This window comes from Pseudonocardia sp. DR1-2, assembly GCF_023717215.1.
Lineage (GTDB): Bacteria > Actinomycetota > Actinomycetes > Mycobacteriales > Pseudonocardiaceae > Pseudonocardia > Pseudonocardia alni.
Genome location: NZ_JAMQOF010000003.1, coordinates 456,438 through 477,569 on the forward strand (window position 1 = coordinate 456,438; position 21,132 = coordinate 477,569).

The 21,132-nt window shown below is 75.0% G+C and carries 24 protein-coding genes; 14 read left to right on the forward strand and 10 right to left on the reverse strand.

Annotated elements, in window-relative coordinates:
• The first annotated feature begins 15 nt into the window (after positions 1-15).
• Positions 16-474: a GNAT family N-acetyltransferase gene (locus ND486_RS10885; protein WP_251784436.1), complete on the forward strand. Its 459-nt coding sequence runs from the start codon at positions 16-18 to the stop codon at positions 472-474.
• Here ND486_RS10885 and ND486_RS10890 read toward each other — a convergent pair.
• Positions 471-899: a hypothetical protein gene (locus tag ND486_RS10890; RefSeq protein WP_100878641.1), complete on the reverse strand. Its 429-nt coding sequence runs from the start codon at positions 897-899 to the stop codon at positions 471-473. The genes ND486_RS10885 and ND486_RS10890 overlap by 4 nt on opposite strands.
• A gap of 83 nt (positions 900-982) precedes the next feature.
• Here ND486_RS10890 and ND486_RS10895 point away from each other — a divergent pair, with 83 nt between their 5' ends.
• Both ND486_RS10895 and ND486_RS10900 read left to right on the forward strand, forming a co-directional pair.
• Positions 983-1,933 (forward strand): diacylglycerol kinase family protein, encoded by a 951-nt coding sequence (locus tag ND486_RS10895; RefSeq protein WP_062397493.1) that lies wholly within the window; start codon positions 983-985, stop codon positions 1,931-1,933.
• A gap of 477 nt (positions 1,934-2,410) precedes the next feature.
• Positions 2,411-2,662, forward strand: a complete 252-nt coding sequence (locus ND486_RS10900; protein ID WP_043277332.1) for a WhiB family transcriptional regulator — start codon at positions 2,411-2,413, stop codon at positions 2,660-2,662.
• A 360-nt stretch (positions 2,663-3,022) separates the two neighbouring features.
• Here ND486_RS10900 and ND486_RS10905 read toward each other — a convergent pair whose 3' ends face one another.
• The gene (locus ND486_RS10905) at positions 3,023-4,537 is read right to left on the reverse strand and encodes a PAS domain-containing sensor histidine kinase (protein WP_251784254.1); all 1,515 of its coding nucleotides are present in this window, start codon (positions 4,535-4,537) and stop codon (positions 3,023-3,025) included.
• Between the two features lie 92 nt (positions 4,538-4,629).
• Here ND486_RS10905 and ND486_RS30020 point away from each other — a divergent pair, with 92 nt between their 5' ends.
• Positions 4,630-4,704 (forward strand): 50S ribosomal protein bL37, encoded by a 75-nt coding sequence (locus ND486_RS30020; RefSeq protein ID WP_369804880.1) that lies wholly within the window; start codon positions 4,630-4,632, stop codon positions 4,702-4,704.
• 83 nt (positions 4,705-4,787) lie between these two features.
• Here the strand turns inward: ND486_RS30020 and rsrA are convergent, their stop codons facing one another.
• Together rsrA and ND486_RS10915 are read right to left on the reverse strand one after the other, a co-directional pair.
• A complete protein-coding gene (gene rsrA / locus ND486_RS10910; protein ID WP_062403708.1) occupies positions 4,788-5,132 on the reverse strand; it encodes a mycothiol system anti-sigma-R factor in 345 nt (114 codons plus the stop codon).
• A 41-nt stretch (positions 5,133-5,173) separates the two neighbouring features.
• Positions 5,174-5,818, reverse strand: coding sequence for a sigma-70 family RNA polymerase sigma factor (locus ND486_RS10915; protein ID WP_062403710.1), 645 nt, complete (start codon positions 5,816-5,818; stop codon positions 5,174-5,176).
• 313 nt (positions 5,819-6,131) lie between these two features.
• Here ND486_RS10915 and ybaK point away from each other — a divergent pair, with 313 nt between their 5' ends.
• From ybaK to ND486_RS10930, 3 genes are all read left to right on the forward strand, one after another.
• The gene (gene ybaK, locus ND486_RS10920) at positions 6,132-6,608 is read left to right on the forward strand and encodes a Cys-tRNA(Pro) deacylase (RefSeq protein WP_062397495.1); all 477 of its coding nucleotides are present in this window, start codon (positions 6,132-6,134) and stop codon (positions 6,606-6,608) included.
• Positions 6,609-6,721: 113 nt separating this feature from the next.
• Positions 6,722-7,543, forward strand: coding sequence for an SAM-dependent methyltransferase (locus ND486_RS10925; RefSeq protein WP_346104314.1), 822 nt, complete (start codon positions 6,722-6,724; stop codon positions 7,541-7,543).
• A 20-nt stretch (positions 7,544-7,563) separates the two neighbouring features.
• Positions 7,564-9,747, forward strand: a complete 2,184-nt coding sequence (locus ND486_RS10930; protein ID WP_251784258.1) for a GGDEF domain-containing phosphodiesterase — start codon at positions 7,564-7,566, stop codon at positions 9,745-9,747.
• A gap of 45 nt (positions 9,748-9,792) precedes the next feature.
• Here the strand turns inward: ND486_RS10930 and ND486_RS10935 are convergent, their stop codons facing one another.
• Complete coding sequence (locus ND486_RS10935; protein WP_251784259.1) at positions 9,793-10,392, reverse strand: alpha/beta family hydrolase; 600 nt, start codon at positions 10,390-10,392, stop codon at positions 9,793-9,795.
• Positions 10,389-11,207: an SOS response-associated peptidase gene (locus tag ND486_RS10940; RefSeq protein ID WP_251784261.1), complete on the reverse strand. Its 819-nt coding sequence runs from the start codon at positions 11,205-11,207 to the stop codon at positions 10,389-10,391. Before ND486_RS10940 ends, ND486_RS10935 begins: the two co-directional genes overlap by 4 nt.
• Positions 11,208-11,242: 35 nt before the next feature.
• On the opposite strand from ND486_RS10940, the gene aroA reads away from it, so the two are divergent.
• The 3 genes from aroA to ND486_RS10955 are packed head-to-tail and all read left to right on the forward strand — an operon-like array spanning position 11,243 to position 14,404.
• Positions 11,243-12,535, forward strand: a complete 1,293-nt coding sequence (gene aroA, locus ND486_RS10945) for a 3-phosphoshikimate 1-carboxyvinyltransferase (protein WP_251784263.1) — start codon at positions 11,243-11,245, stop codon at positions 12,533-12,535.
• Position 12,536: 1 nt separating this feature from the next.
• Complete coding sequence (gene rsgA / locus ND486_RS10950; RefSeq protein ID WP_208824101.1) at positions 12,537-13,556, forward strand: ribosome small subunit-dependent GTPase A; 1,020 nt, start codon at positions 12,537-12,539, stop codon at positions 13,554-13,556.
• A 47-nt stretch (positions 13,557-13,603) separates the two neighbouring features.
• Complete coding sequence (locus tag ND486_RS10955) at positions 13,604-14,404, forward strand: hypothetical protein (protein WP_251784264.1); 801 nt, start codon at positions 13,604-13,606, stop codon at positions 14,402-14,404.
• A gap of 9 nt (positions 14,405-14,413) precedes the next feature.
• On the opposite strand, the gene ND486_RS10960 is transcribed toward ND486_RS10955, so the two are convergent.
• Complete coding sequence (locus ND486_RS10960) at positions 14,414-15,352, reverse strand: SMP-30/gluconolactonase/LRE family protein (protein WP_251784266.1); 939 nt, start codon at positions 15,350-15,352, stop codon at positions 14,414-14,416.
• A gap of 32 nt (positions 15,353-15,384) precedes the next feature.
• Here ND486_RS10960 and ND486_RS10965 point away from each other — a divergent pair, with 32 nt between their 5' ends.
• On the forward strand, positions 15,385-16,215 hold the full coding sequence (locus ND486_RS10965; protein WP_251784268.1) for a crotonase/enoyl-CoA hydratase family protein: 831 nt from the start codon (positions 15,385-15,387) through the stop codon (positions 16,213-16,215).
• A 14-nt stretch (positions 16,216-16,229) separates the two neighbouring features.
• Here ND486_RS10965 and ND486_RS10970 read toward each other — a convergent pair whose 3' ends face one another.
• Together ND486_RS10970 and ND486_RS10975 are read right to left on the reverse strand one after the other, a co-directional pair.
• The gene (locus ND486_RS10970; RefSeq protein WP_073576326.1) at positions 16,230-16,736 is read right to left on the reverse strand and encodes a hypothetical protein; all 507 of its coding nucleotides are present in this window, start codon (positions 16,734-16,736) and stop codon (positions 16,230-16,232) included.
• Positions 16,733-18,205, reverse strand: a complete 1,473-nt coding sequence (locus ND486_RS10975; protein WP_208824093.1) for a wax ester/triacylglycerol synthase family O-acyltransferase — start codon at positions 18,203-18,205, stop codon at positions 16,733-16,735. The genes ND486_RS10970 and ND486_RS10975 overlap by 4 nt, the downstream gene beginning before the upstream one ends.
• On the opposite strand from ND486_RS10975, the gene ND486_RS10980 reads away from it, so the two are divergent.
• The 3 genes from ND486_RS10980 to ND486_RS10990 are packed head-to-tail and all read left to right on the forward strand — an operon-like array spanning position 18,204 to position 20,572.
• Complete coding sequence (locus tag ND486_RS10980; RefSeq protein ID WP_062397518.1) at positions 18,204-18,998, forward strand: RNA methyltransferase; 795 nt, start codon at positions 18,204-18,206, stop codon at positions 18,996-18,998. The two genes, ND486_RS10975 and ND486_RS10980, sit on opposite strands and share 2 nt — an antisense overlap.
• A gap of 22 nt (positions 18,999-19,020) precedes the next feature.
• Complete coding sequence (locus ND486_RS10985; RefSeq protein WP_251784270.1) at positions 19,021-20,292, forward strand: alpha-hydroxy acid oxidase; 1,272 nt, start codon at positions 19,021-19,023, stop codon at positions 20,290-20,292.
• A 19-nt stretch (positions 20,293-20,311) separates the two neighbouring features.
• On the forward strand, positions 20,312-20,572 hold the full coding sequence (locus tag ND486_RS10990) for an antitoxin (protein ID WP_073576330.1): 261 nt from the start codon (positions 20,312-20,314) through the stop codon (positions 20,570-20,572).
• Positions 20,573-20,690: 118 nt separating this feature from the next.
• On the opposite strand, the gene ND486_RS10995 is transcribed toward ND486_RS10990, so the two are convergent.
• Positions 20,691-21,095 carry an HAD-IA family hydrolase gene (locus ND486_RS10995; RefSeq protein WP_062397524.1) on the reverse strand — a complete coding sequence of 135 codons (405 nt, stop codon included), beginning with the start codon at positions 21,093-21,095 and terminating at the stop codon, positions 20,691-20,693.
• Between the last annotated feature and the right edge of the window lie 37 nt (positions 21,096-21,132).

Sequence of the window (21,132 nt, forward strand, 5' to 3'; positions counted from 1 at the left end):
GACGACGTGCCGGTCATGGTCCGGCTCGTGCACGAGCTGGCCGACTACGAGAAGGCCGCGCACGAGTGCGGGCTGACCGAGGACCAGCTGCACGCCGCGCTGTTCGGCCCGGACCCCTCGGCCGGGGCCTTCGTGGCCACCGGCGACGACGGCGCGGTCGTCGGCACGGCCATCTGGTTCCGGACCTTCTCCACCTGGGAGGGCGTCGCCGGGATCCACCTGGAGGACCTCTACGTCACCCCCGGCGCCCGCGGCGGCGGGCACGGCGCGGCCCTGCTCGCCGAGCTGGCCGCCGAGGTGGCCCGGCGCGGCTGGAAGCGCCTGGAGTGGAACGTGCTGGACTGGAACACCCCGGCCATCGGCTTCTACCGCTCCGTCGGCGCGGTGCCGAACGAGGGGTGGACCACCTACCGGCTCACCGGCGACCCGCTCGTCGCGCTGGCCGGGCGGACCGGCGGGGCGGCGGCCCGCTAGTCCTCGGGGTACTCGTCGCCCATCGACCAGCGCCGGGACTGCTCGCTGATCAGCATCAGGAACGTGAACAGCACGAACAGTCCGCAGACGATGCCCCACACCAGCTGACGGCTGGGGCCCAGCGCGTAGTAGATGGCCGGGAACAGCAGCAGCTGCACGACGATCGCCGGGGTGCGGCAGCCGTGCACCCCGCGGACCAGCCCGTAGCCGACACCGGCCACGGCGGCCGCCAGGAGCACGAAGATCCCGGCCTCGGCGAGCCCGTAGTAGAGGCGGGCGCCACCGGCCTCCAGGGCGCGTACGCCCAGCACGACCGCGAGGACGGCGCCGACGAGCCCCTCGGCCGCGACGAGCACCCCCGCCACCCGCACGTTCTCCGGCGGTCGCTCCCGCGTCACGGGGCGGTCGTCGCGGTCATCGGCCACCCACCGAGGATAGGCCGCCCGCCGCGGCGGCCACCGCCGGGCGGCCGACGGACCGGCCGGTGCGCGGTCGATACAGTCGCCCCGTGCGCGCGCTGCTCGTGGTCAACCCTCAGGCCACGTCCACCACCGCCGCCGGCCGGGACGTGCTGACCAAGGCCCTGGCCAGCGAGCTGAAGCTCGACGTCCTGCAGACCCGCTACCGGGGCCACGCGGCAGAGGCGACCGCGGCGGCCGTGGCGGACGGCGTCGAGCTCGTCGTCGCGCTCGGGGGCGACGGGACGGTCAACGAGGTCGTCAACGGGCTGCTGGCCGCGCAGACCGGCTCGGGCAGCGGTGCCCCGCGGCCGGACCCGGACGCCACCGCGATGCTCGCGGTGGTCCCCGGCGGCTCGGCGAACGTGTTCGCCCGCGCCCTGGACATGCCGCGCGACCCGGTCGAGGCGACCGGGCACGTGCTCACCGCGCTGGCCCACCGGCGGCGACGGCTGGTCGGCCTGGGCTGGGCCGACGACCGCTGGTTCACCTTCAACGCCGGCATGGGCTGGGACGCCGAGGTGGTGGCCGCGGTCGAGCGCGCCCGCGCGCAGGGACACGAGGCCAGCCCCGGCCGCTACGCGCTGACCGCGATCGCCCAGTACCTCGCGCAGCTGCGCCGTCCGCCGTCGATGACGGTGGAGCTCCCCGACGCGGCGCCGCTGACCGGGGTGCGGCTGGCGTTCGTCTCCAACACCGACCCGTGGACCTTCCTGTCCGGCCGCGCGGTGCGGACCAACCCCCGCTCGTCGTTCGGCAGTGGGCTGGGGCTGTTCGCGCTCACCGGGCTGAGCCCGCGGACGATCGCCTCGACCCTGCGCCAGATCCTGGCCGCCGACGGCGACCCGCACGGGCGGCACATCGTCCGGCACGACGCCGTCGGCCGGGTGCGGATCACCTCGGAACAGCCTCTCGCTCTCCAGCTCGACGGCGACCACCTCGGAATGCGCACCGATGTGGAATTCCTCAGCGTGCCCGGAGCGTTACGCGTCGTCGTGTGAGACGGACGGTTCGTCGCGCATCGTGCGGGCGCTCTCACACGCCGGAGTGAGCAACCGCGCCATTCACCGATGTGAGCGGACCGTCGGTCCCGTTGGGGCTTACACCAGGCCAAACCCGTGATCCAAGGTGGTCCCTACGCAAGCGAGGCCACGAGCAACGCCGCTCGTGGAGGTTCCGTCCCACCGGGCCGGACCCCTCACTCAGAGGGTGTCCGGGTCGACATCGTTCTCGGGTGGCCGATTCCGGGTGGGACAGGGACACTGGATCGTGGAACCGGCCCAGGGCGGCTCGAAGTCCCGGGCACTGGTCTGTCTGCGTGTGTTCCCTATGAGGGCGCTCACGCATCCCGCGAGCAGTTTCCCATTGAGGACCGCGGTGGCTCGTGAAAGTATTCACAAGCTGCGAAACACGTACGTAACATCAAGCGCACAGACGATCGGCGCGACCCCGATCGCGCACCAGAGGAGAAAGTGATCATGGACTGGCGTCACGACGCGATCTGCCGCGACGAGGACCCGGAGCTGTTCTTCCCGGTCGGCACCAGCGGCCCTGCCCTGATGCAGATCGCGGAGGCCAAGAGCGTGTGCCGGCGCTGCCCGGTCACCGAGTCGTGCCTGCAGTGGGCTCTCGAGTCCGGCCAGGACGCGGGTGTCTGGGGCGGCATGAGCGAGGACGAGCGGCGCGCCCTGAAGCGGCGCAGCACCCGTCCGCGCGCTCGCACCGCGTAGGCAGCCCCGCCCGGGCACTCGCCCGGAATGCGGCAGGAACGGCTGTCCCGGACAGCGGCTCCGCACAGCAGAAGAAGTAGCTCCCCGACCTCGGGCCCGTAGCCGGACGCCACCGGCCACGGGCCCGAGGTGCGTTCGGGGTGATCTGCCACCCCGGCGTGAGGGTCGACCACGGTGCCGGCGCGACCACGGCACCGGGATCAACGGTCACGGGACGAGCGTATCCGGTGCCCTCCGGGCCCCCGTCCACGCCCCGGGTCACCGGGAGTGACCGGGATCGGTCACCCGCCGCACCGCAGCGACCGCCCGGGGACGGCGGGCGGCGGACCCGTTGCCCCGCCGCCCCTCCCACCGCGGCGTTCAGGAGCCGCCGAGCGGTACCCGGACCACCGCCACCGTGCCGCCGCCCTCCCGGGCCCGCACCTCGATCGTCGCCTCCAGCTCGGAGGTCAGCAGGGTCCGCACGATCTGCAGACCCAGCCCCTTGGACCTCTCGAAGTCGAAGTCGACCGGCATGCCGTGGCCGTCGTCGGCCACCGACACCTCCAGCCGGCTCGCCGAGCGCACCGGGCTGACGACCACCTCCCCCGCCGTGCCGGGGTCGTAGGCGTGCGCCAGCGCGTTGTGGGTCAGCTCGGCCAGGACCAGCACCAGCGGGGTGGCCTTCGCCGCGGGCAGCGCCCCGAACCCGGAGTCGACGCGCACCCGGGCACGGGACTCGGTCGTCGCGCCGTCGCGGATGGCGGGCAGCACCTTCGGCAGCAGCTCGTCGAGCTCCACGACCTCGGCGACGGAGTAGGCCAGCGCCTCGTGCACCAGCGCGATCGAGGTGACCCGGCGGACCGACTCCTCCAGCGCCCGGCCAGCCTCCGGGTTCTCGCTGCGCCGAGCCTGCATCCGCAGCAGCGCCGCGACCGTCTGCAGGTTGTTCTTCACCCGGTGGTGGATCTCCCGGATGGTGGCGTCCTTGCTCATCAGCGCCGCGTCCCGGCGACGCAGGTCGGTCACGTCGCGGACCAGCACCAGCGCGCCCGCCGCGTCGCCGCGGGGCCGCAGCGGCAGCGCGCGCACGAGCATCGTCGCCCGGCGGCCCTTGACCTCCATCCGCGTGGACGGGGCGCCGTCGAGGGCCTCGTTGATCCGGCCGGCGACGTCCTTCGCGTCGAACGGGTCCAGCACGAGCGCCTTGGTGACGGTCGCGAGGTCGGCGCCGGCGACGTCGCTGGCGTGGCCCATGCGGTGGTACGCCGACAACGCGTTCGGGCTGGCGTAGGCCACGTTGCCGTGCACGTCGAGGCGGACCAGGCCGTCCCCGGCGCGCGGGCTGCCCTCGGCCGAGCCGGGCGGGCCGGACTGCGGCGGGAACGTCCCGTCGACGATCATCTGGCACAGGTCCGAGGCGCTGCCGAGGTAGGCGATCTCCAGCGGGCTCGGGACGCGCGGGGTGGACAGGTTGGTGTCCCGGGACAGCACCGCCACCGTGCGGCCCTTGAAGCGCACCGGGATGGTCTCCCGGCGCACCGGCACCTCCAGGTGCCAGCGCGGGTCGTCGTCGCGGCAGATCCGGCCCTCCAGCACCGCCCGGCGCAGCTGACCGACCTCCACCGGCACCGCCCGGCGGCCGACGACGTCGTCCGGGTGGGCGGTCGGCGCGGTGGTCGGCCGGGCCTGGGCGACGCACAGGAACTGCGCGGTCGCCGCCCGGGAGGCACCGCCGGTCCCCGTGTGGAGGTCGTCCAGCGGCACCCACAGCAGGAAGTCGGCGAAGGACATGTCGGCCAACAACTGCCACTCGCCGACCACGCGCTGGAGGTGATCGGCGGTCTCGCCGTCCATCGTCGTGTGCTCGGCGAGCAGCTCGCTCAGCGTGGTCACGATCGCCCATCCCACCACATGCGAGAATCGCGCGTACGAAGCTCCCGCGGCAACGCCGCGGAACCGTGACCCGGACGGGAAGGAGGGTCGAGATGTCCAAGCGTGCACGCAAGCGCCGTGACCGCGCCAAGAAGGGCGCCAACCACGGCAAGAAGCCGAACTGCTGAGTTCGGCGGCACCGACGCGAGAGGGCGGGCACCCCGGTGGGGTGCCCGCCCTCTCGCGTGTGTCGCCGGAGCGGCGGTGCCGGTCAGCCGCCGGAGCGGCGGTACTCGGTGCGCTGGTGCGACACCGAGACGCTCGTGCCGTCCGGGCCGCTCTCCACGGTCACCTGGGCCTGCTCGAGCACCGCGGAGCGGATCTGCGACCGCAGCCGGTCCTTGAGCCCGGCCGGGGCCGCCTCGCCGCCGCACTTGCGCGCCAGCAGCGCCTTCAGCTTCTCGTCGATGCCGTACTCGGCCAGGCAGGGCGCGCACTCGTCGAGGTGCTGCTGGAGCAGGCGGCGCCGCTCCTGGTCGCACTCGTGGTCGAGGAACAGCCACACCTCGGCCAGCACCTCGGTGCACCCGGTGTTCGCGGGCGGGTCCTGGATCATGGGGTTGCGCTCGAGCGGTGCGCCCGAGTCCTCGGCGGCGCTCACGATGCCGTCACCTCCCGGTCCCCGGTCGCGCCGGCGGCCCCGTCGCGGACGAATCCGCGCTCGCGGGCCACGTCGGTCAGCATGTCGCGCAGCTGACGCCGGCCGCGGTGCAGCCGCGACATGACGGTGCCGATCGGGGTGCCCATGATCTCGGCGATCTCCTTGTAGGCGAACCCCTCGACGTCGGCGAGGTAGACCGCCATGCGGAAGTCCTCCGGCAGGCCCTGCAGGGCCTCCTTGACGTCGCTGTCGGGCAGCGCGTCGAGGGCCTCCACCTCGGCCGAGCGCAGACCGGTCGAGCTGTGCTCACCGGCCTGGGCCAGCTGGTAGTCGGTGATCTCGTCGGTCGGCGACTGCAGGGGCTGACGCTGCCGCTTGCGGTACCCGTTGATGTAGGTGTTGGTCAGGATCCGGTACAGCCACGCCTTGAGGTTGGTGCCGCGGCGGAACGACCCGAACGCCGAGTACGCCTTGAGGAAGGTCTCCTGCACCAGGTCCTCGGCGTCGGCCGGGTTCCGGGTCATGCGCAGCGCCGCGCCGTAGAGCTGGTCGAGCAGCGGCATCGCGTCGCGCTCGAAGCGGGCCGTGCGGTCGGAGACGCTCTCGTCCTCGGGCGCACGGTTGCCGTCGGCGTCGGCCACACCCACCAGGGCGGCGAGCTCCGCGGGATCGGTCCCTGCCGCGCCCGTCTCCGGCTGGTCCGGCTGATCCGGCTGTACTGACAAAGGTTCCCTCTCCAGTGACACGAGTCGCGCACCGGTGCGGGTCACCGGCACGGCGGACGCGTCGGAGGGTACGCGCCCCGGCCGCTCACGGCCGTCCGGCGGCGCGGCCCCGGGCCTCTCCATCACTGATGTCGTCACGCCCGGAACAACGGTGCGGCGCCGGACAGCATTCCCGTAGGTTCGCCGTCACCCCCGGGTCGGCCCCGGGGCGGGACGGAGGACACCGACGATGGCGGGCAGGGGCACCCCGGCGACGGCACTGCTGAGCAGGCGGGGGGTGGCGCACGAGCTGCACACCTACACCCACCACGACGGCGCCGGCTACGGCGAGGAGGCCGCCGCCGTCATGGGGCAGGACCCGCGCCGGGTGTTCAAGACCCTCGTCGCGCTCGTCGACGGGGCCATGACGGTCGGGATCGTGCCGGTGTCGGCCCAGCTGGACCTCAAGGCGCTGGCCGCCGCCGCGGGCGGGAAGAAGGCCGTCATGGCCGACGTCGCCGACGCCGAGCGGGCCACCGGCTACGTCGCGGGCGGCATCTCGCCCCTGGGCCAGCGCAAGCGGCTGCCGACCGTCCTGGACGCCTCGGCGCAGGAGCACCCGACGGTGTTCTGCTCCGGGGGCAGGCGCGGCCTGGAGATCGAGCTCGCCCCGGCGGACCTGGTGGCGCTCACCGGCGCCGTCGTCGCACCGATCGCAACCGGCTGACCGCAGAGGGTCACCCGGACGGGGTCCGATCCGGGCACCGCGCCAGTAGGGTCGATCACCGACGGCAGCAGGACGCCGTCGCCACCGATCGAGACGAGCTACGGGGAGCACGCGTGGACCGACCGGCATGGGCGCCCGACGAGGTGGACATGACCAGCCCGAGCGTCGCCCGGGTCTACGACTACTACCTGGGCGGGTCGCACAACTTCGAGGCCGACCGCGCCTTCGCCGAGAAGGTGCTCGACGCGCTGCCCGAGATGGCGGCCGTCGCGCAGGCCAACCGGGCGTTCCTGCGCCGGGCCGTGCACCACCTGTGCGCCCACGGGATCCGCCAGTTCCTCGACCTCGGGTCCGGCATCCCGACCGTCGGCAACGTGCACGAGGTCGCGGCGACCGCCTGCGACGACGCGCGGGTCCTCTACGTCGACCACGACCCCATCGCCGTCGCGCACAGCCGTGCGCTGCTCGACGGCGACCCGTCGACGGCCGTCCTCGCCGCCGACCTGACCGACCCGCTCCGCGTCCTCGACGACCCGGTGACCCGGGCCCACCTCGACCTGTCCCGGCCGGTGGCGGTGCTGCTCGTCTCGGTGCTGCACTTCGTCCCGGACGAGGCGGACCCGGCCGGGATCATCGCCGCCTACGCCGGCGCGGCAGCACCCGGCAGCCACGTGGTCGTCAGCCACGCGAGTGACGAGGGGGGCCTCTCCGGTGCGAGCCGGGCCCAGAACCTCTACAACAGGGACAGGTCCCCGAACCGGATGCGGATGCGCGACACCGAGGAGGTCGCGGCGCTGTTGGGTGATCTGGAGCTGGTCGAGCCCGGCGTCGTGCGGATCCCGCTCTGGCGTCCGGAGTCCCCGGTGGGCCCCGAGGCGCAGCGTTACCCCGGGCTCGCCGCCGTCGCCCGTCACGCCGGGCAGCCCGGGATCTGACCGTCGGAGGGAGAGCCGTCGTGGCGAAGCCCGTCCCCGTCCTGCCCGGTGGGCAGGGACCGGGGCCGTCGGCGCTGACCGACGCCTGGGTGCGCGCCATCGAGGCCCGCAACTTCGTCTCCGCCGCCCGCGCCGACCTGTACGCGGTGCTGTCCGGCGCGGCCTGGTGGTTCACCGCCGTCGTCGAGGGACGGGCGGAGGAGGCGATCGCCGAGGAGGTCGGCGCCGAGCTGGTCGCCGCGCACCTCACCGACCCGGCCGCGCTGCGCTGCTCGATCGACGTCCTGGCCCGGCACTTCGCCGGGCCCAGCCCGGACCCGGAACGGTTCCGCCGCTGGACCGCGGCGGTCGGGGCGCTGTCGACGGGGTACGCCCGGACGCTGCGCGACCGCACCCGGTTGGAGCAGGAACGGATCAGCTCCGCCGCGTTCGCGGCGCGCGCCGCCGCCGAGGACGCCCGATGGCAGTCCGAGGCGCGCTACCGGGTCGTCTTCGAGAGCTCCGTGCTCGGCATCAGCGTCGCCGACACCGAGGGCCGCATCCTGGAGGCCAACCGCACGCTGACCGCCATGCTCGGCTACCGGCCGGGCGATCTCGTGGGCCGCTCGGTGTTCGAGTTCATCCACCCCGAGGACACCCCGGAGATGTGGCCGCAGATCGAGGCCATGCTCGCCGGGCGGATCGGCCACGCCCGGATGGAGAAGTCCTACTTCCGGGCCGACGGTGACCAGGTGTGGACCGAGCTGACCGTCTCGCTGGTCCGCTCCCCCGACGGCGAGCCCCGCTACCTCGTCGCGATGGTCTCCGACGTCACCGAGCGGCGCCGCCTGCAGTCACGGCTGCGCCACCAGGCCGAGCACGACCCGCTCACCGGGCTGCCGAACCGCTCGCTGTTCTTCACCCGGCTCGAGTCCGCGCTCGCCGGCCCGTACGGCTCCCCCGCCCCGGTGGGGGTCTGCTACCTCGACCTCGACGGCTTCAAGGCCGTCAACGACACCCTCGGCCACGACGCGGGCGACCAGCTCCTGCGCACCGTCGCACACCGCCTCGACGCCGAGCTCCGCCCGGCCGGGCACACCGTCGCCCGGATGGGCGGCGACGAGTTCGTCGTGCTGGTGGAGCGCTGCGCCGGCGTCGAGCAGCTGACCGCGGTCGCCGAGCAGGCCCTGGCGGTCGTCCGACGGCCGGTGCACGTGCGTGGCCGGGAGGTCGTGGTCTCGGCCAGCATCGGGATCGTCGACCGGCCGTTCGCGGTGGGCGCCGTCGGTGCCGAGGGGACGGCCGAGCTGATGCAGGCCGCGGACACCACGATGTACTGGGCCAAGCGCGACGGCCGGGACCGGATCGCGGTGTTCGACCCGGCCCGTCACGCCAACGACGTGCATCTGTTCGAGCTGGCCGGGCGGATGCCGGGCGCTCTGGAGCGCGGTGAGTTCCACCTGGAGTACCAGCCGCTGGTGTCGCTGCACGACGGCTCGGTCGTCGGGGTGGAGGCGCTGGCCCGCTGGCGCACCGCCGACGGCGAGCGGCTCGGCCCGGACGTGTTCATCCCGCTGGCCGAGCAGACCGGACTCATCGTGCCGCTCGGGCTGCACATGCTGGAGCGGGCCTGCACCGACGCGCGGTACTGGGTGGACGGGGGTGCCGACGCCGGGCTCGTGCTCAGCGTGAACGTGGCGGGCCAGCAGCTGCGCAGGCCCGACGCCGTCGCCCGCATCGCCGACGTGCTGGAGCGGACCGGGTGGCCCGCGTCGTCGCTGCAGCTGGAGCTGACCGAGAGCGACCTCATGTCCGCCGCCGGGCGGCCGGTGCAGGCATTGGAGGAGCTCTCGCGGCTCGGGGTGCGGATCGCCATCGACGACTTCGGCACCGGCTACTCCAACCTGGTCTACCTGCACCGGCTGCCGGTGGACGTGCTCAAGCTGGCCGGCTCGTTCGTCACCGGCCGGGGCGGCGCCTGCCCGGACGACGACGACGGCGCCCCGCGCGACGTCGACAGCCCGGTCATCCTCTCGGCGATGATCGAGCTGGCGCACACCCTCGGGCTCTCCGTCGTCGCGGAGTCGGTGGAGACCGAGGGCCAGGCCCGACGGCTGCACCAGCTGGGCTGCGACGTCGGGCAGGGCTGGCACCTGGGCTGCCCGGTCCCGGCCGCGGAGATCGCCGCCCGGCTCACCGCGCCCGGCGGGTCGCCGAGGTCGTAGGGGGCCGCAGAGCCGGAACGACTCCGGGCGGCGACCCTCACCGACTCACCGGGCGAGTGTCGCCAGCCACTCCCCCACGGCGGACCCGAGCAGGTCGTGCTGCCGCTTCAGGCCGTGGTCGCCGTCGAGCAGGACGACCCGGCGGTCCGGACCGTCCCCGGGGACACCGAAGCGGTCGCTGCGGCCCTGCACCACGAGCACCGGCACCCCGGCCGCCTCGAGCTCCGGGGCCCGCGTCCGCTCCGGGCGGCCCGGTGGGTGCAACGGGAAGGCCAGGCACAGCACCGCGGCGGCACCGGCCGTCGTCGCCGTGCGGCAGGCGACGCGCGCGCCGGAGCTGCGGCCGCCGACGACCAGCGGGCCGTCGTGGCCGGGCCGCACCGCCGCGACGACGGCGAGCCACGCCTCGTCGAGGTGCCCGGCCGGGGCGGGGGCCCGCCGGCCCGCCACCCGGTAGGGCTGCTCGACCAGGCCGACGTCGAACCCGGCGGCGGTGGCCGCCGCGGTCGCGGTGACCAGGTCGGGGGCGTCGACGCCGCCGCCCGCGCCGTGCCCGAGCAGCAGCAGCCCGCGCGGGGACCCCGCCCGGTGCAGGGTGACCCGGGCCGGGCCGCGCGGGGTGTCGACCTCGCGCGCCGCGGTCACGAGAGCAGGTCGAGCTGGATCGGCTCGGTCACCTGGTCGTCGGGGAGCCGGTCGAGCAGCTCGGGCGCGTTGTTGCGGACGTTGTTGACCTGCGGCGAGACCGGCCGGATGTCCAGGGTGGAGACCAGCTCCGGCGACGGCGGCACCAGCAGCCGGGTCACCCCCTCGTCGCCGGTGCCGCGGTCCGGGTCGAGCCAGTCCGACCAGTCGTCGGGGCGCAGCAGCAGCGGCATCCGGTCGTGCACCTGGGCCAGCGGGCCGACCGCCTCGGTGGTGAGCACGCAGGCGGTGACGAGCCCGTCGGGGTACTTCTCGGTCAGCTCGTCGCCCTTCGGGCGCCAGAACTCCCAGATGCCCGCCATCGCCATCGTGGCGCCGTCGGCGTAGTGGGTGAAGTACGGCTGCTTGGTCGGCTTGCCGGTCCCTCCCTGGGACTTCGGGACGGCGTCGTGGCGCTGCCACTCGTACCAGCCGTCCATCGGGAACAGGCAGCGCCGCGACGCGGCCGCGCGGCGGAACGCGGGCTTCTCGGTGATCGTCTCCGACCGGGCGTTCACCATCCGCGCACCCGCCGACGGGTCCTTCGCCCAGAACGGCACCAGCCCCCAGCGCACGGTGCGCAGCGACCGCTCGGTGGTGTCCCGGTCGGGCTCGCCGCCCTCGTCGCGGGGGTGGCGCTCGACCACCACGGTGATGTCCTTGGTCGGCGCCACGTTGTAGTCCGGACGCTGCGAGGTCTCCTGCGTCGCGTCGACGGCGTGGAACTCGTCGGCCAGGTCCGCGGGGGCCTTGGTGGAGGCGTAACGGCCGCACATGCGCCCCATCCTCCCACGTGGGGAAGGATGGAGGCGTGAGCAACTGGACCGCCCCCACGCCCGGGTCGCCGGTGACCGGCACCGTCACCGTCCCCGGGTCGAAGTCGGTGACCAACCGTGCGCTGCTGCTCGCCGGCCTGTCCGGCGGCGGTGTCCGGGTCGACGGCGCCCCGCCCACCCGCGACACCGCGCTGATGACCGGGGCGCTCGCCGCGCTCGGCGTCCCGGTCACCACGCTCGGGGACACGGTGGAGATCGGCGCGCACCCCGGGCTGCGCGGCGGGACCCCCGAGGCGCCCGCCGAGGTCGACTGCGGGCTCGCCGGCACGGTCATGCGGTTCGTCCCCCCGGCCGCGGCGACGGCGTCCGGTGCGGTCCGCTTCGACGGCGACCCGCGCGCCCGGGAGCGCCCGATGGGCACCGTGCTGGACGCGCTGCGCGCACTCGGTGCCACCGTGTCCTACGACGGCGCCGCCGACGCGCTGCCGTTCGTGCTCGACGGGGGCCCGGTCCGGGGCGGCGAGGTCACGATCGACGCGTCGGCGTCGTCGCAGTTCGTGTCCGGGCTGCTGCTGTCCGGGTCGTTGTTCGAGCGCGGCGTGACCGTGGTCCACGAGGGCGCGCCGCTGCCGTCGCTGCCGCACATCGCGATGACCGTGGAGATGCTGCGCGCCGCCGGGGTGGCCGTCGACGACGCCGAGCCCGACACCTGGCGGGTCGAGCCCGGCCCGGTCGCGGCGCGGGACTGGTCGGTCGAGCCGGACCTGTCGAACGCCTCGGTGTTCCTCGCCGCGGCCGTCGTGACCGGCGGGCGGGTCACCGTGCGCGGCTGGCCGGCCGAGACCACCCAGCCCGGCGTCGACGTCCTGCCGGTCCTGGAGCAGTTCGGCGCCACGGTCACGCACACCGCCGACGGCCTCACCGTGACCGGACCGGACCGGCTCACCGGCGTCGACGTCGACCTGCACGACGCGGGCGAGCTCGCCCCCACCGTCGCCGCGGTGGCCGCGCTGGCGTCGGGCACCTCGCGGCTGCGCGGGATCGGGCACCTGCGGGGCCACGAGACCGACCGGCTCGCCGCCCTCGCCACCGAGATCACCGCGCTCGGCGGTGCCGTCACCGAGACCGAGGACGGCCTGGTCATCGAGCCGAAGCCGCTCACCGGGCGGTCCGACCGGCCGTGGGGCGCCTACGCCGACCACCGGATGGCGACCGCGGGCGCGATCATCGGGCTGGTGGTGCCGGGCGTCGAGATCGACGACGTGGCGAGCACCGACAAGACCATCCCGGACTTCCCCGGCCGGTGGGCGGCGCTGGTCGGGAACTGACATGCCCCGCGACATCAGCAGGCTCGACGAGTCCGACGTCCGTGTCCGCCCCGGACGGCGCGGGAGCAGGCCGCGCAGCAAGCGCAGGCCCGCACACGCCGACGCGACCCGCGCGATGGTCACCGCCGTCGACCGGGGACGGTGGACCTGCGCGGTCGACGCCGACCCGGGCCTGCCCCAGGTCGTCGCCATGCGGGCCCGCGAGCTGGGCCGGACGCCGGTCGTCGTCGGGGACCGGGTGGACCTCGTCGGGGACCTGTCCGGAGAGCCGGACACCCTCGCCCGGATCGTGCGGGTCGCCGAGCGTGACACCGTGCTGCGCCGCACCGCCGACGACACCGACCCCTACGAGCGGATCGTCGTCGCGAACGCACAGCGGCTGATCGTGGTCACCGCCGTCGCCGACCCGGTGCCGCGCAGCGGGTTCGTCGACCGCTGCCTGGTCGCGGCCTTCGCCGGTGGGCTGCAGCCGGTGCTGTGCCTGACCAAGTCCGACCTCGCCGACCCGGAGCCGTTCGCGGCGCAGTACCGCGAGCTCGGCGTGCCGGTGCTGGTGACCGGGCGCTCGGAGTCCGGGCCTCCGTCCGGGCTGGACGCGCTGCGCGAGGAGCTGTCCGGGCGGCTGTGTGCACTGGTCGGGCACTCCGGGGTCGGCAAGTCCACCCTGGTCAACGCGATCGTCCCGGCCGCCGAGCAGGCCACCGGGGTCGTGTCGGGTGTCGGGAAGGGACGGCACACGACCACCGCCGCGCTCGCGTTCCCGCACGCCGACGGCTGGGTGGTCGACACCCCCGGGGTGCGCTCGTTCGGGCTGGCGCACGTCGGTGCGGACGACGTCGTCGCCGCGTTCGGCGACCTGGCGACCGCGATCGAGGACTGCCCGCGCGGCTGCGGGCACCTCGGGCCGCCCGCCGACCCGGAGTGCGCACTGGACGACCTGGTCGCCTCCGGCGCACTCGGAGGAGGCAGACTCGAGGCGTTGCGCCGCGTGCTGGTGGCGCTGGCGAGCGACAGGTTCTGACCATCACGACGACGGCCGGGGAGCGGGTAGTGCCGGGACGGCGCGCGATGACGCTGCTGCTGTGCGGGGCGGTGCTGGTGCCCGGGCTGACCGGCTGCGCCTGGCCCGGTTCCCTCGGTGACACCCCCGCACCGCCCGCCGCCGCGCCCGCCGCGCTGCCGAAGTACTACGACCCGGCGCCGCTGATCACCGACGTCCGGGCCCGGACCCGGCTCGACGGCGGCTCGACGCTGTCGGTGGCGGGCACCCTGACCCACGACGGCACGACCGTCCCGGTGACCGGCGACGGCGCCCTGCGGGTCGACCAGGACGGGGACGCCCCCGCGGTGCGGCTGCTGCTGCGCTCCGGCCCGTCCGGCGCGGTCGCCCGGAGCACGGAGCTCATCCGGATCGACGGCCGGACCTGGCTGCGCCCCGGCGACCGCGGCTGGGGCGAGGCCGGCCGGGTCGCGCTGCCCCCGGAGCAGATGTCCCACGCGACGCTGGCCGCGAACGTCGCCGCCGGACTGGACCCGCTGGGGGCGGTCGCGCGCTACCCGGACGCGGTGCTCGTCGCCGAGGCCGCCGACGACGCCGTCGACGGCACCCCGACCGTGCACTACACACTGGTCGTCGACCTGGTCCGGGCCGCGGCGACCGAGACCGACCCGGCGCGCCGCACGGCGCTGCAGGCCCAGCAGCGGGCCGGGCTGACCCGGCTGAGCGCGGAGATCTGGGTCGACGCCGAGCGCAGGCCGCTGCGCAGCCGGGTCCGCCAGCAGCTCCCCGACGGCGCGGCGCTCGACGTCCTCGTCCGCTACGACGGCTGGGGCGCCCCGATCACCATCGAGCCGCCGGTCCGCGGCTGACCCGGGCCCTCAGCGGCGGAACGCCAGGTCCAGGCCGTCGACCGGCCAGGTGCAGCGGTAGAGCCGCCCCCACCCCGACGAGGTGACCCAGGCCTCGCGCGACCCGGCGCCGGCGAAGCAGATGTTCGTGACGTGCGGGTCGTGCTCGGGCGGCGCGACGGTGCCGAGCAGCTCCCCGGCCGGGGACAGCACGCTGACCTCGCCGGAGACCAGGGTGGCGACGCAGACGTTCCCGTCGCCGTCGACGGCGAGCGAGTCGAGGTTGCGGAACCCGGCGAAGCCGTGCAGCAGCCGGGCGTCGCCGGGGCCGGGCGGGCCGGGCAGCTCCGGCGGCGCGGCGAGCGTGCCGGGTCCGGTCACCGCCCAGCACCAGACACGGCCGGTCGCGGTCTCGGCGACGTAGAGCCGTGACCCGTCCGGGGACAGGCCCACGCCGTTCGGGGTCATGAGCGGGTGCACGACCTCGGTGAGCGCCGAGCCGTCGGGACGGGCGTGGTACAGCCCGCCCAGGTCGACCTCGCGGGGGCGGCGCTTGCCGAGGTCGGTGAACCAGAAGGTGCCGTCGGCGGCGAAGACGATGTCGTTGGGGCCGCGCAGGCCGTCGTGGAGCACCGTGGAGCGGCCGGTGTCGGGGTCGACGCGCAGGATCGCGCCGCCGCGGTAGTCCTCGGGCTGGTTGCCCGGGTACACGGTGCCGTCGGGGCGGGTGTGCCAGGTGAAGCCGCCGTTGTCGCAGACGTAGACGGCGCCGTCCGGGCCGATCGCGGCGCCGTTCGGGCCACCCCCGGTCTCGGCGACGGTGACGTGGCCGCCGTCGGGCAGCACCCGGGTCAGCCGCCCGGCCGCGATCTCGACCACGAGCACCGACCCGTCGGACAGCGCCACCGGGCCCTCCGGGAACGCGAGCCCACGGGTCACCTCGTGCAGCTGCGGCGCGACGAACGCCATACCGGCCTCCGATCCGGGTTACGGTCCGGTGCATGAGCGAGCGTGTCCGGACCACCGTGGACGACGGCGTCGCCGAGGTGCGGCTCACCCGCCCGGAGCGCCGCAACGCCCTCGACGTCGTCCAGTTCACCGCGATCGTGCACGCCGCGGAGGCGCTGCGCGACCGCACGGACGTCCGCGCGGTGGTCCTCTCGGCGGACGGGCCGGACTTCTGCGCCGGGCTGGACCGCGACATGTTCCGCGCGATGCGCTCCGGGGAACGGCTCTCGGCCACCGCCGAGCTGCCCCCGCCGCGCGAGGGCTCCCCGGCGCACGCGACCGGGCAGCGCGCCGCCCATGTCTGGGCCGAGCTGGACGTGCCGGTGATCGCCGCCGTGCAGGGGCACGCGCTGGGCGGCGGGCTGCAGATCGCGCTGGGGGCGGACCTGCGGATCGTCGCGCCCACCGCGACGCTGTCGGTGCTGGAGATCGTGTGGGGCCTGGTGCCCGACATGGGCGGCACGCTGCTGCTGCCGCAGCTGGTCGGGCGCGACGTCGCCCGCGACCTGACCTTCACCGGGCGCACGGTGTCCGGCGCCGAGGCCGTCGCGCTGGGGCTCGCGACCCGCACCGCCGAGGACCCGCGGGCGGCCGCGCTGGCGACCGCGCACGAGATCGCCGCGCGCAACCCGCACGCCGTGCGTGCGGCGAAGCGGCTGCTCGCGGCGCCCCGCCCACCCGCCGAGCAGCTCGCCGCCGAACAGGCCGAGATCGGTGCACTGATCGCGAGCCCGAACCAGCGCGAGGCGGTGACCGCGCGGCTGGAGGGGCGGGACCCGGTGTTCGCCGATCCCGCACCGGGGCCGCCGGCCGGGACGGGCTGACCGCCCGCCGGGGCTCAGCCCAGCTCGACGAGGAACGGCAGCTCGGTGCCGTCGTACCAGGCCAGCTCGTGGTCCTCGGCCTCGCCGACGAGGAACTCGGCGTCCATGTCGCCCAGGTCGGCCTTGTCGACCGCGCCGGCCGCCTCCCGGACGGCGTGCTCGGCCTCCGGCAGGTCCACGTGCACGGCGGCGATCTTCGACACCGGGACCGGGCCGGTCACCCGGACCGCTCCGTCGTCGAGGTCGGGGCGCAGGGTGACGTCGTCGGTGTCGGCGGACACCACGACCCGGCGGGCGGGGGTGTCGTCCTCGCCCAGCCCGAACTCGACCGAGAGCAGCCGCAGCGACGCCCGCGCCGCCTCGTTCATCGCGGCGTACTCGAGCTCCTCGTCGTCGCCCGCGGTGTAGGACTCGCGCAGCTTCGGGGTGAGTGCGAACGCGGTGCCGCCCAGCGGCTCGAAGTTCCCGGTCTTCACCGTGCGGGCCAGCATCGGCCAGGTCGCGGGGAGGTAGATCCTCAACGGTCGTCTCCTCTGACGGGTGTCATCGGTGTCTGTCGCAGTGTCTCGAGGAGCTCCTCGAGTGACTCGTCCACCATCCCGGCGAGCACCTCCAGGTCGCCCATGGCGTCCCTGTCCCCGTTCAGCCCGTAGTACACGCCACCGTCGTAGCTGGTCAGGCCGATGGAGACGGCCTGACCCTTCGCCAGCGGCACCACCGGGAACATCTCGAGCATCCGCGCCCCGGCCGCGTAGAGCGGGAACTGCGGGCCGGGCACGTTGGTCACGACCAGGTTGAAGAAGTGCCGGGCCATGCCGTTCGCGGCGCGGGCGCCGACGGCGTGCAGCGTCGGCGGGGCGAACCCGCCGATCCGCACCAGCGTGTCGGCGCCGACGGCGTCGCCGGTGTCGGTGTGCTCGCGCATCTGGTGGGTGACCTGGTGCAGCCGCACCAGCGGGCTCGGCTCGCCGACGGGCAGGTCCACCAGGAACGACGCCACCCGGTTCCCGAGCGACCCGCCGGTCGCCGAGCTGGGCACGTCGCCCTCCCCGCGCACCGACAGCGGCACCAGCGCCCGCACCGACGACGACCCGGCGACCGGCTCGCCGCGCGACATCAGCCAGGTGCGCAGGGCACCGGCGATGACGGCGAGCACCACGTCGTTGACGTCGCAGCCGTAGGCGGCGCGGACCTTGCGGTAGTCCTCCAGGTCGGTGCGGGCCATCGCGAACCGGCGCTGGGTGGAGATCTCGGCGTTCAACGGGAGCCCGGGCGCGCGGCGGCCCGCGGTGCGGGCCATGTTCAGGACCTTGCCCGCGGCCCCGGCGAGCTTGCCGACGGTGGCCAGCGCGTCGCCCGCGGCGACCCGGACGTTGTCCACGATCTCGGTGGGGCGGGTGACGGCCTCGGAGATCGCGTCGAGCACGAGCTGGCCGTCGGTCGGCTCCGGGCGCGGCATCCACAGCTCGTCCGGGGTGTCCCGCGGCTCGGCGGACACGTCCAGGATGACCTGTCCGATGTCGATGGCGGAGATCCCGTCGACCATCGCCTGGTGGGTCTTGGTGAGGATCGCGACGCGTCCGCCGTCGCCGCCGCGGCCGTCCGCTGCGGGGGCGAGGCCCTCGATGAGGTACATCTCCCACAGCGGGCGGGTGTGGTCCAGCGGGCGGGACATCAGGCGCCCGACCAGCTCGGTCAGCTGCTCCTCGCTGCCCGGACGGGGCAGCGCGGACCGGCGCACGTGGTAGGCGATGTCGAACTCGGGGTCGTCGACCCACACCGGGCGTGCGAGGTTGCCCGGGACGTGGCGGACCTTCTGCCGGTAGCGCGGCACCAGCGCGATGCGCTGCTCGATGAGCTCGACCAGCCGGTCGTAGTCGAAGCCGTCGTCGGGGCGGTCGAACACGGCGACCCCGCCGACGTGCATCGGTGTGGTCGCCTCCTCCAGGTACAGGAAGGACGCGTCGAGTGCGGAGAGCCGGGACGGCATGGCCGCGATCCTACGTGCGACGCTTCTCCCCGTGAGCGATGCAGGTGCGGTCTCCCCGAAGGACCGGTTCATCACGGTCTACGGCCGCAAGCCCGTCCTGGAGGCGCTGGCCGACCCCGACCTCGAGGTCGACAAGGTCGTGCTGGCAGACACGGTGCGCGGTGGCGGCGAGCGCGAGATCACCGCGGCCGCCCGCGGCCGCGGGGTGCCGGTGCAGCGCGCGACCGCGCAGCGGGTGAAGGTGCTGGCCGGCAACGGCCGCCACGACCAGGGCGTGCTGGCCGACGTCGTCGCCCCGCGGATGTCGCCGCTGGAGCACTTCCTGTCCGATCTGGGCACCCGGCGGCCGGCGTCGGTGCTGGTGCTCGACGCCGTCACCAACCCGTCGAACGTCGGGATGATCCTGCGCAGCGCGACGGCCGCCGGTCTGGACGGCGTGCTGCTGCCCCGCCGCGGGGTGCCCGCCATCGACCCGCTGGTGATCAAGGCGTCGGCCGGGGTGGCGTTCGCCGCGCCGGTGCTGCGCTGCGCCACCGCCACCGAGGGCGTCGACCTCATGCACGCCGCCGGGTTCGGGGTGTTCGGGCTCGACGCCGGCGGCGACTCGCTGCTGGAGGCGTCGCTCCCGCCCCGGGTCGCGCTGGTGCTGGGCAACGAGACCGACGGCCTGACCGAGGACGTCCGTTCCCGGCTCGACGGGATCCTCTCGCTGCCGATGTACGGCGGGGTGGAGTCGCTCAACGTCGCCTCCGCCGGCGCCGTCGCCGCCTACGAGCTGCTGCGCCGACGCTGACCGGTCACCTAGTGTCGGGGCGATGGTGCGCCGTCGCATTCCCCGCCCGTCCGAGCTGGCGCCGCTGCTGCGGCCGGCTCCGTTCACCCTGGACCGCACGGCGGCCCGGCTCGCCCGCGCGTCGAGCATCGGTGACCTGCGCGAGCTGGCGCGGCGCCGCGCGCCGCGGGCCGTGTTCGACTACACCGACGGGGCCGCCGAGGACGAGGTGAGCCTGCGCCGGGCCCGCGAGGTGTGGGCCTCGGTGGAGTTCTCGCCGACCGTGCTCACCGACGTCTCGCGGGTGGACACCGGCCGGGACATCCTGGGCGGTCGCTCGTCGCTGCCGTTCGCGCTGGCCCCGACCGGCTTCACGCGGATGATGCACACCGAGGGCGAGCGCGCGGTCGCCGCCGTCGCCGCGCGGGCCGGGATCCCCTACGCGCTCTCGACGATGGGCTCGACGACGATCGAGGGCGTCGCCGAGGCCGGGCGCGGCGGGCGGCACTGGTTCCAGCTCTACCTGTGGCGCGACCGCTCGGTCGCCCACGAGCTCGTCTCCCGGGCGCGGGAGGCCGGCTACGACACGCTGCTGCTCACCGTGGACACCCCCGTCGGCGGCAACCGGCGCCGCGACGCCCGCAACGGCCTGTCCATCCCGCCCGCGCTGTCGCTGCGGACCTTCGCCGACGGCGCCCGCCACCCCCGCTGGTGGTTCGACCTGCTCACCACCGAGCCGCTGACGTTCGAGTCGCTCGCCGCGGGCGGCGGCAGCCCCTACGAGGTGATCAACCGGGTGTTCGACCCGGCGCTGACCCTCGACGACGTCACCTGGCTGCGCGGGGCCTGGCCCGGGAAGCTGGTGGTCAAGGGCGTCCAGTCGGTCACCGACGCCCGCCGCGTCGCCGACGCGGGCGCCGACGGCGTGCTGCTGTCCAACCACGGCGGACGGCAGCTGGACCGGGCCCCGGTGCCCGCCGAGCTGATCGAGCCGGTGGTGCAGGAGCTCGGCGACGACGCGGAGGTCCTGGTGGACACCGGGATCACCCACGGCGGCGACGTCGTCGCCGCCGTCGCGCTCGGCGCCCGCGCGGCGCTGGTGGGCCGCGCCTACCTGTACGGGCTGATGGCCGGTGGCGAGGCCGGGGTGTCCCGCGCGGTGGAGATCCTGCGCGCCGAGGTGGAGCGGACGATGCAGCTGCTCGGCGTCACCCGGGTGGACGACCTCCGCCCGGAGCACGCCCGGCTCCGCTCGGCGACCGGCTGCCACCATCACCCGAACGAGCGACGGCCCGGCACTGCGCCCCGGCGCTGACGGGGCCAGCATGGGGCGCATGAGTTTCCTGGACAAGGCCAAGGAACTGCTCGGCAAGCACGACGACAAGGTCGACCAGGCCCTGAACAAGGTCGGCGACGCGGCCAAGCAGAAGTACGGTCACGACGGTCAGATCGACACCGCGACCAAGTTCGCCCGCGAGCGGACCGGCACCGGTGACACCGCCGCGCCGCCGCCCCCCGGTCAGCCGGGTCCGGACGGCCAGGCCCCGCCGCCGCCCGCGCCGGGCCAGGCCCCGCCGCCGCCCCCGCAGCAGTAAGCAGGGCACGACCGGTCCGGCCACCGCCGGGCTGCCCACGAGGCGCCGTCCGCACGCTGCGGGCGGCGCCTCCGCATGTCCGGGGTGTGCCCCGGCTGCGCCGCGGGTCGCCCGGGGCTCAGTCGCGGGCGGGCACCCCGAGCAGGACCTCCAGCTCACCGAGGGTGGTCTCGGCGCCGGTGTGGCGCACCCCGACCGCCCCGGCCGCGGCGGCGCCGCGCACGCACGCCCCCATGTCGTCGACGACGACGCAGTCCCCCGCGGGCAGGCCCAGCTCCGCCGCGGCGGCGGCGAAGGAGTCCGGGCTCGGCTTGCGGGCCCCGCGGACCGCACCGAGGAGCACCGTGCCGAACGCCGCGGCGACCTCGTCGGGCACCGCGTGCGCGCCGGAGAACAGTGCGGTGCGGATCCCCGCCGCCGCGGCGCGACGGGCGTAGGCGAGCAGCAGGGCCCCGTCGGCGGGGTCGTCGAGCACCCCGCCGTAGTCGACGATCAGGCCACGCAGGGTCCGGGTGTCCGCCACCCGGCCGACGGTACCGAGTGTCGCCGCCTCCCGGGGC

What these genes read in the sequence shown, in the direction of transcription:
- ND486_RS10885 (WP_251784436.1), top strand. Translation starts at nt 16, where the DNA reads ATGGTCCGGCTCGTGCACGAGCTGGCCGACTACGAGAAGGCCGCGCAC.
- ND486_RS10900 (WP_043277332.1), top strand. Translation starts at nt 2,411, where the DNA reads ATGGACTGGCGTCACGACGCGATCTGCCGCGACGAGGACCCGGAGCTG.
- rsrA (WP_062403708.1), bottom strand. Translation starts at nt 5,132, where the DNA reads ATGATCCAGGACCCGCCCGCGAACACCGGGTGCACCGAGGTGCTGGCC.
- ybaK (WP_062397495.1), top strand. Translation starts at nt 6,132, where the DNA reads ATGGCGGGCAGGGGCACCCCGGCGACGGCACTGCTGAGCAGGCGGGGG.
- ND486_RS10940 (WP_251784261.1), bottom strand. Translation starts at nt 11,207, where the DNA reads ATGTGCGGCCGTTACGCCTCCACCAAGGCCCCCGCGGACCTGGCCGAC.
- rsgA (WP_208824101.1), top strand. Translation starts at nt 12,537, where the DNA reads ATGCCCCGCGACATCAGCAGGCTCGACGAGTCCGACGTCCGTGTCCGC.
- ND486_RS10955 (WP_251784264.1), top strand. Translation starts at nt 13,604, where the DNA reads ATGACGCTGCTGCTGTGCGGGGCGGTGCTGGTGCCCGGGCTGACCGGC.
- ND486_RS10960 (WP_251784266.1), bottom strand. Translation starts at nt 15,352, where the DNA reads ATGGCGTTCGTCGCGCCGCAGCTGCACGAGGTGACCCGTGGGCTCGCG.
- ND486_RS10965 (WP_251784268.1), top strand. Translation starts at nt 15,385, where the DNA reads ATGAGCGAGCGTGTCCGGACCACCGTGGACGACGGCGTCGCCGAGGTG.
- ND486_RS10980 (WP_062397518.1), top strand. Translation starts at nt 18,204, where the DNA reads ATGGCCGCGATCCTACGTGCGACGCTTCTCCCCGTGAGCGATGCAGGT.
- ND486_RS10975 (WP_208824093.1), bottom strand. Translation starts at nt 18,205, where the DNA reads ATGCCGTCCCGGCTCTCCGCACTCGACGCGTCCTTCCTGTACCTGGAG.
- ND486_RS10985 (WP_251784270.1), top strand. Translation starts at nt 19,021, where the DNA reads ATGGTGCGCCGTCGCATTCCCCGCCCGTCCGAGCTGGCGCCGCTGCTG.
- ND486_RS10990 (WP_073576330.1), top strand. Translation starts at nt 20,312, where the DNA reads ATGAGTTTCCTGGACAAGGCCAAGGAACTGCTCGGCAAGCACGACGAC.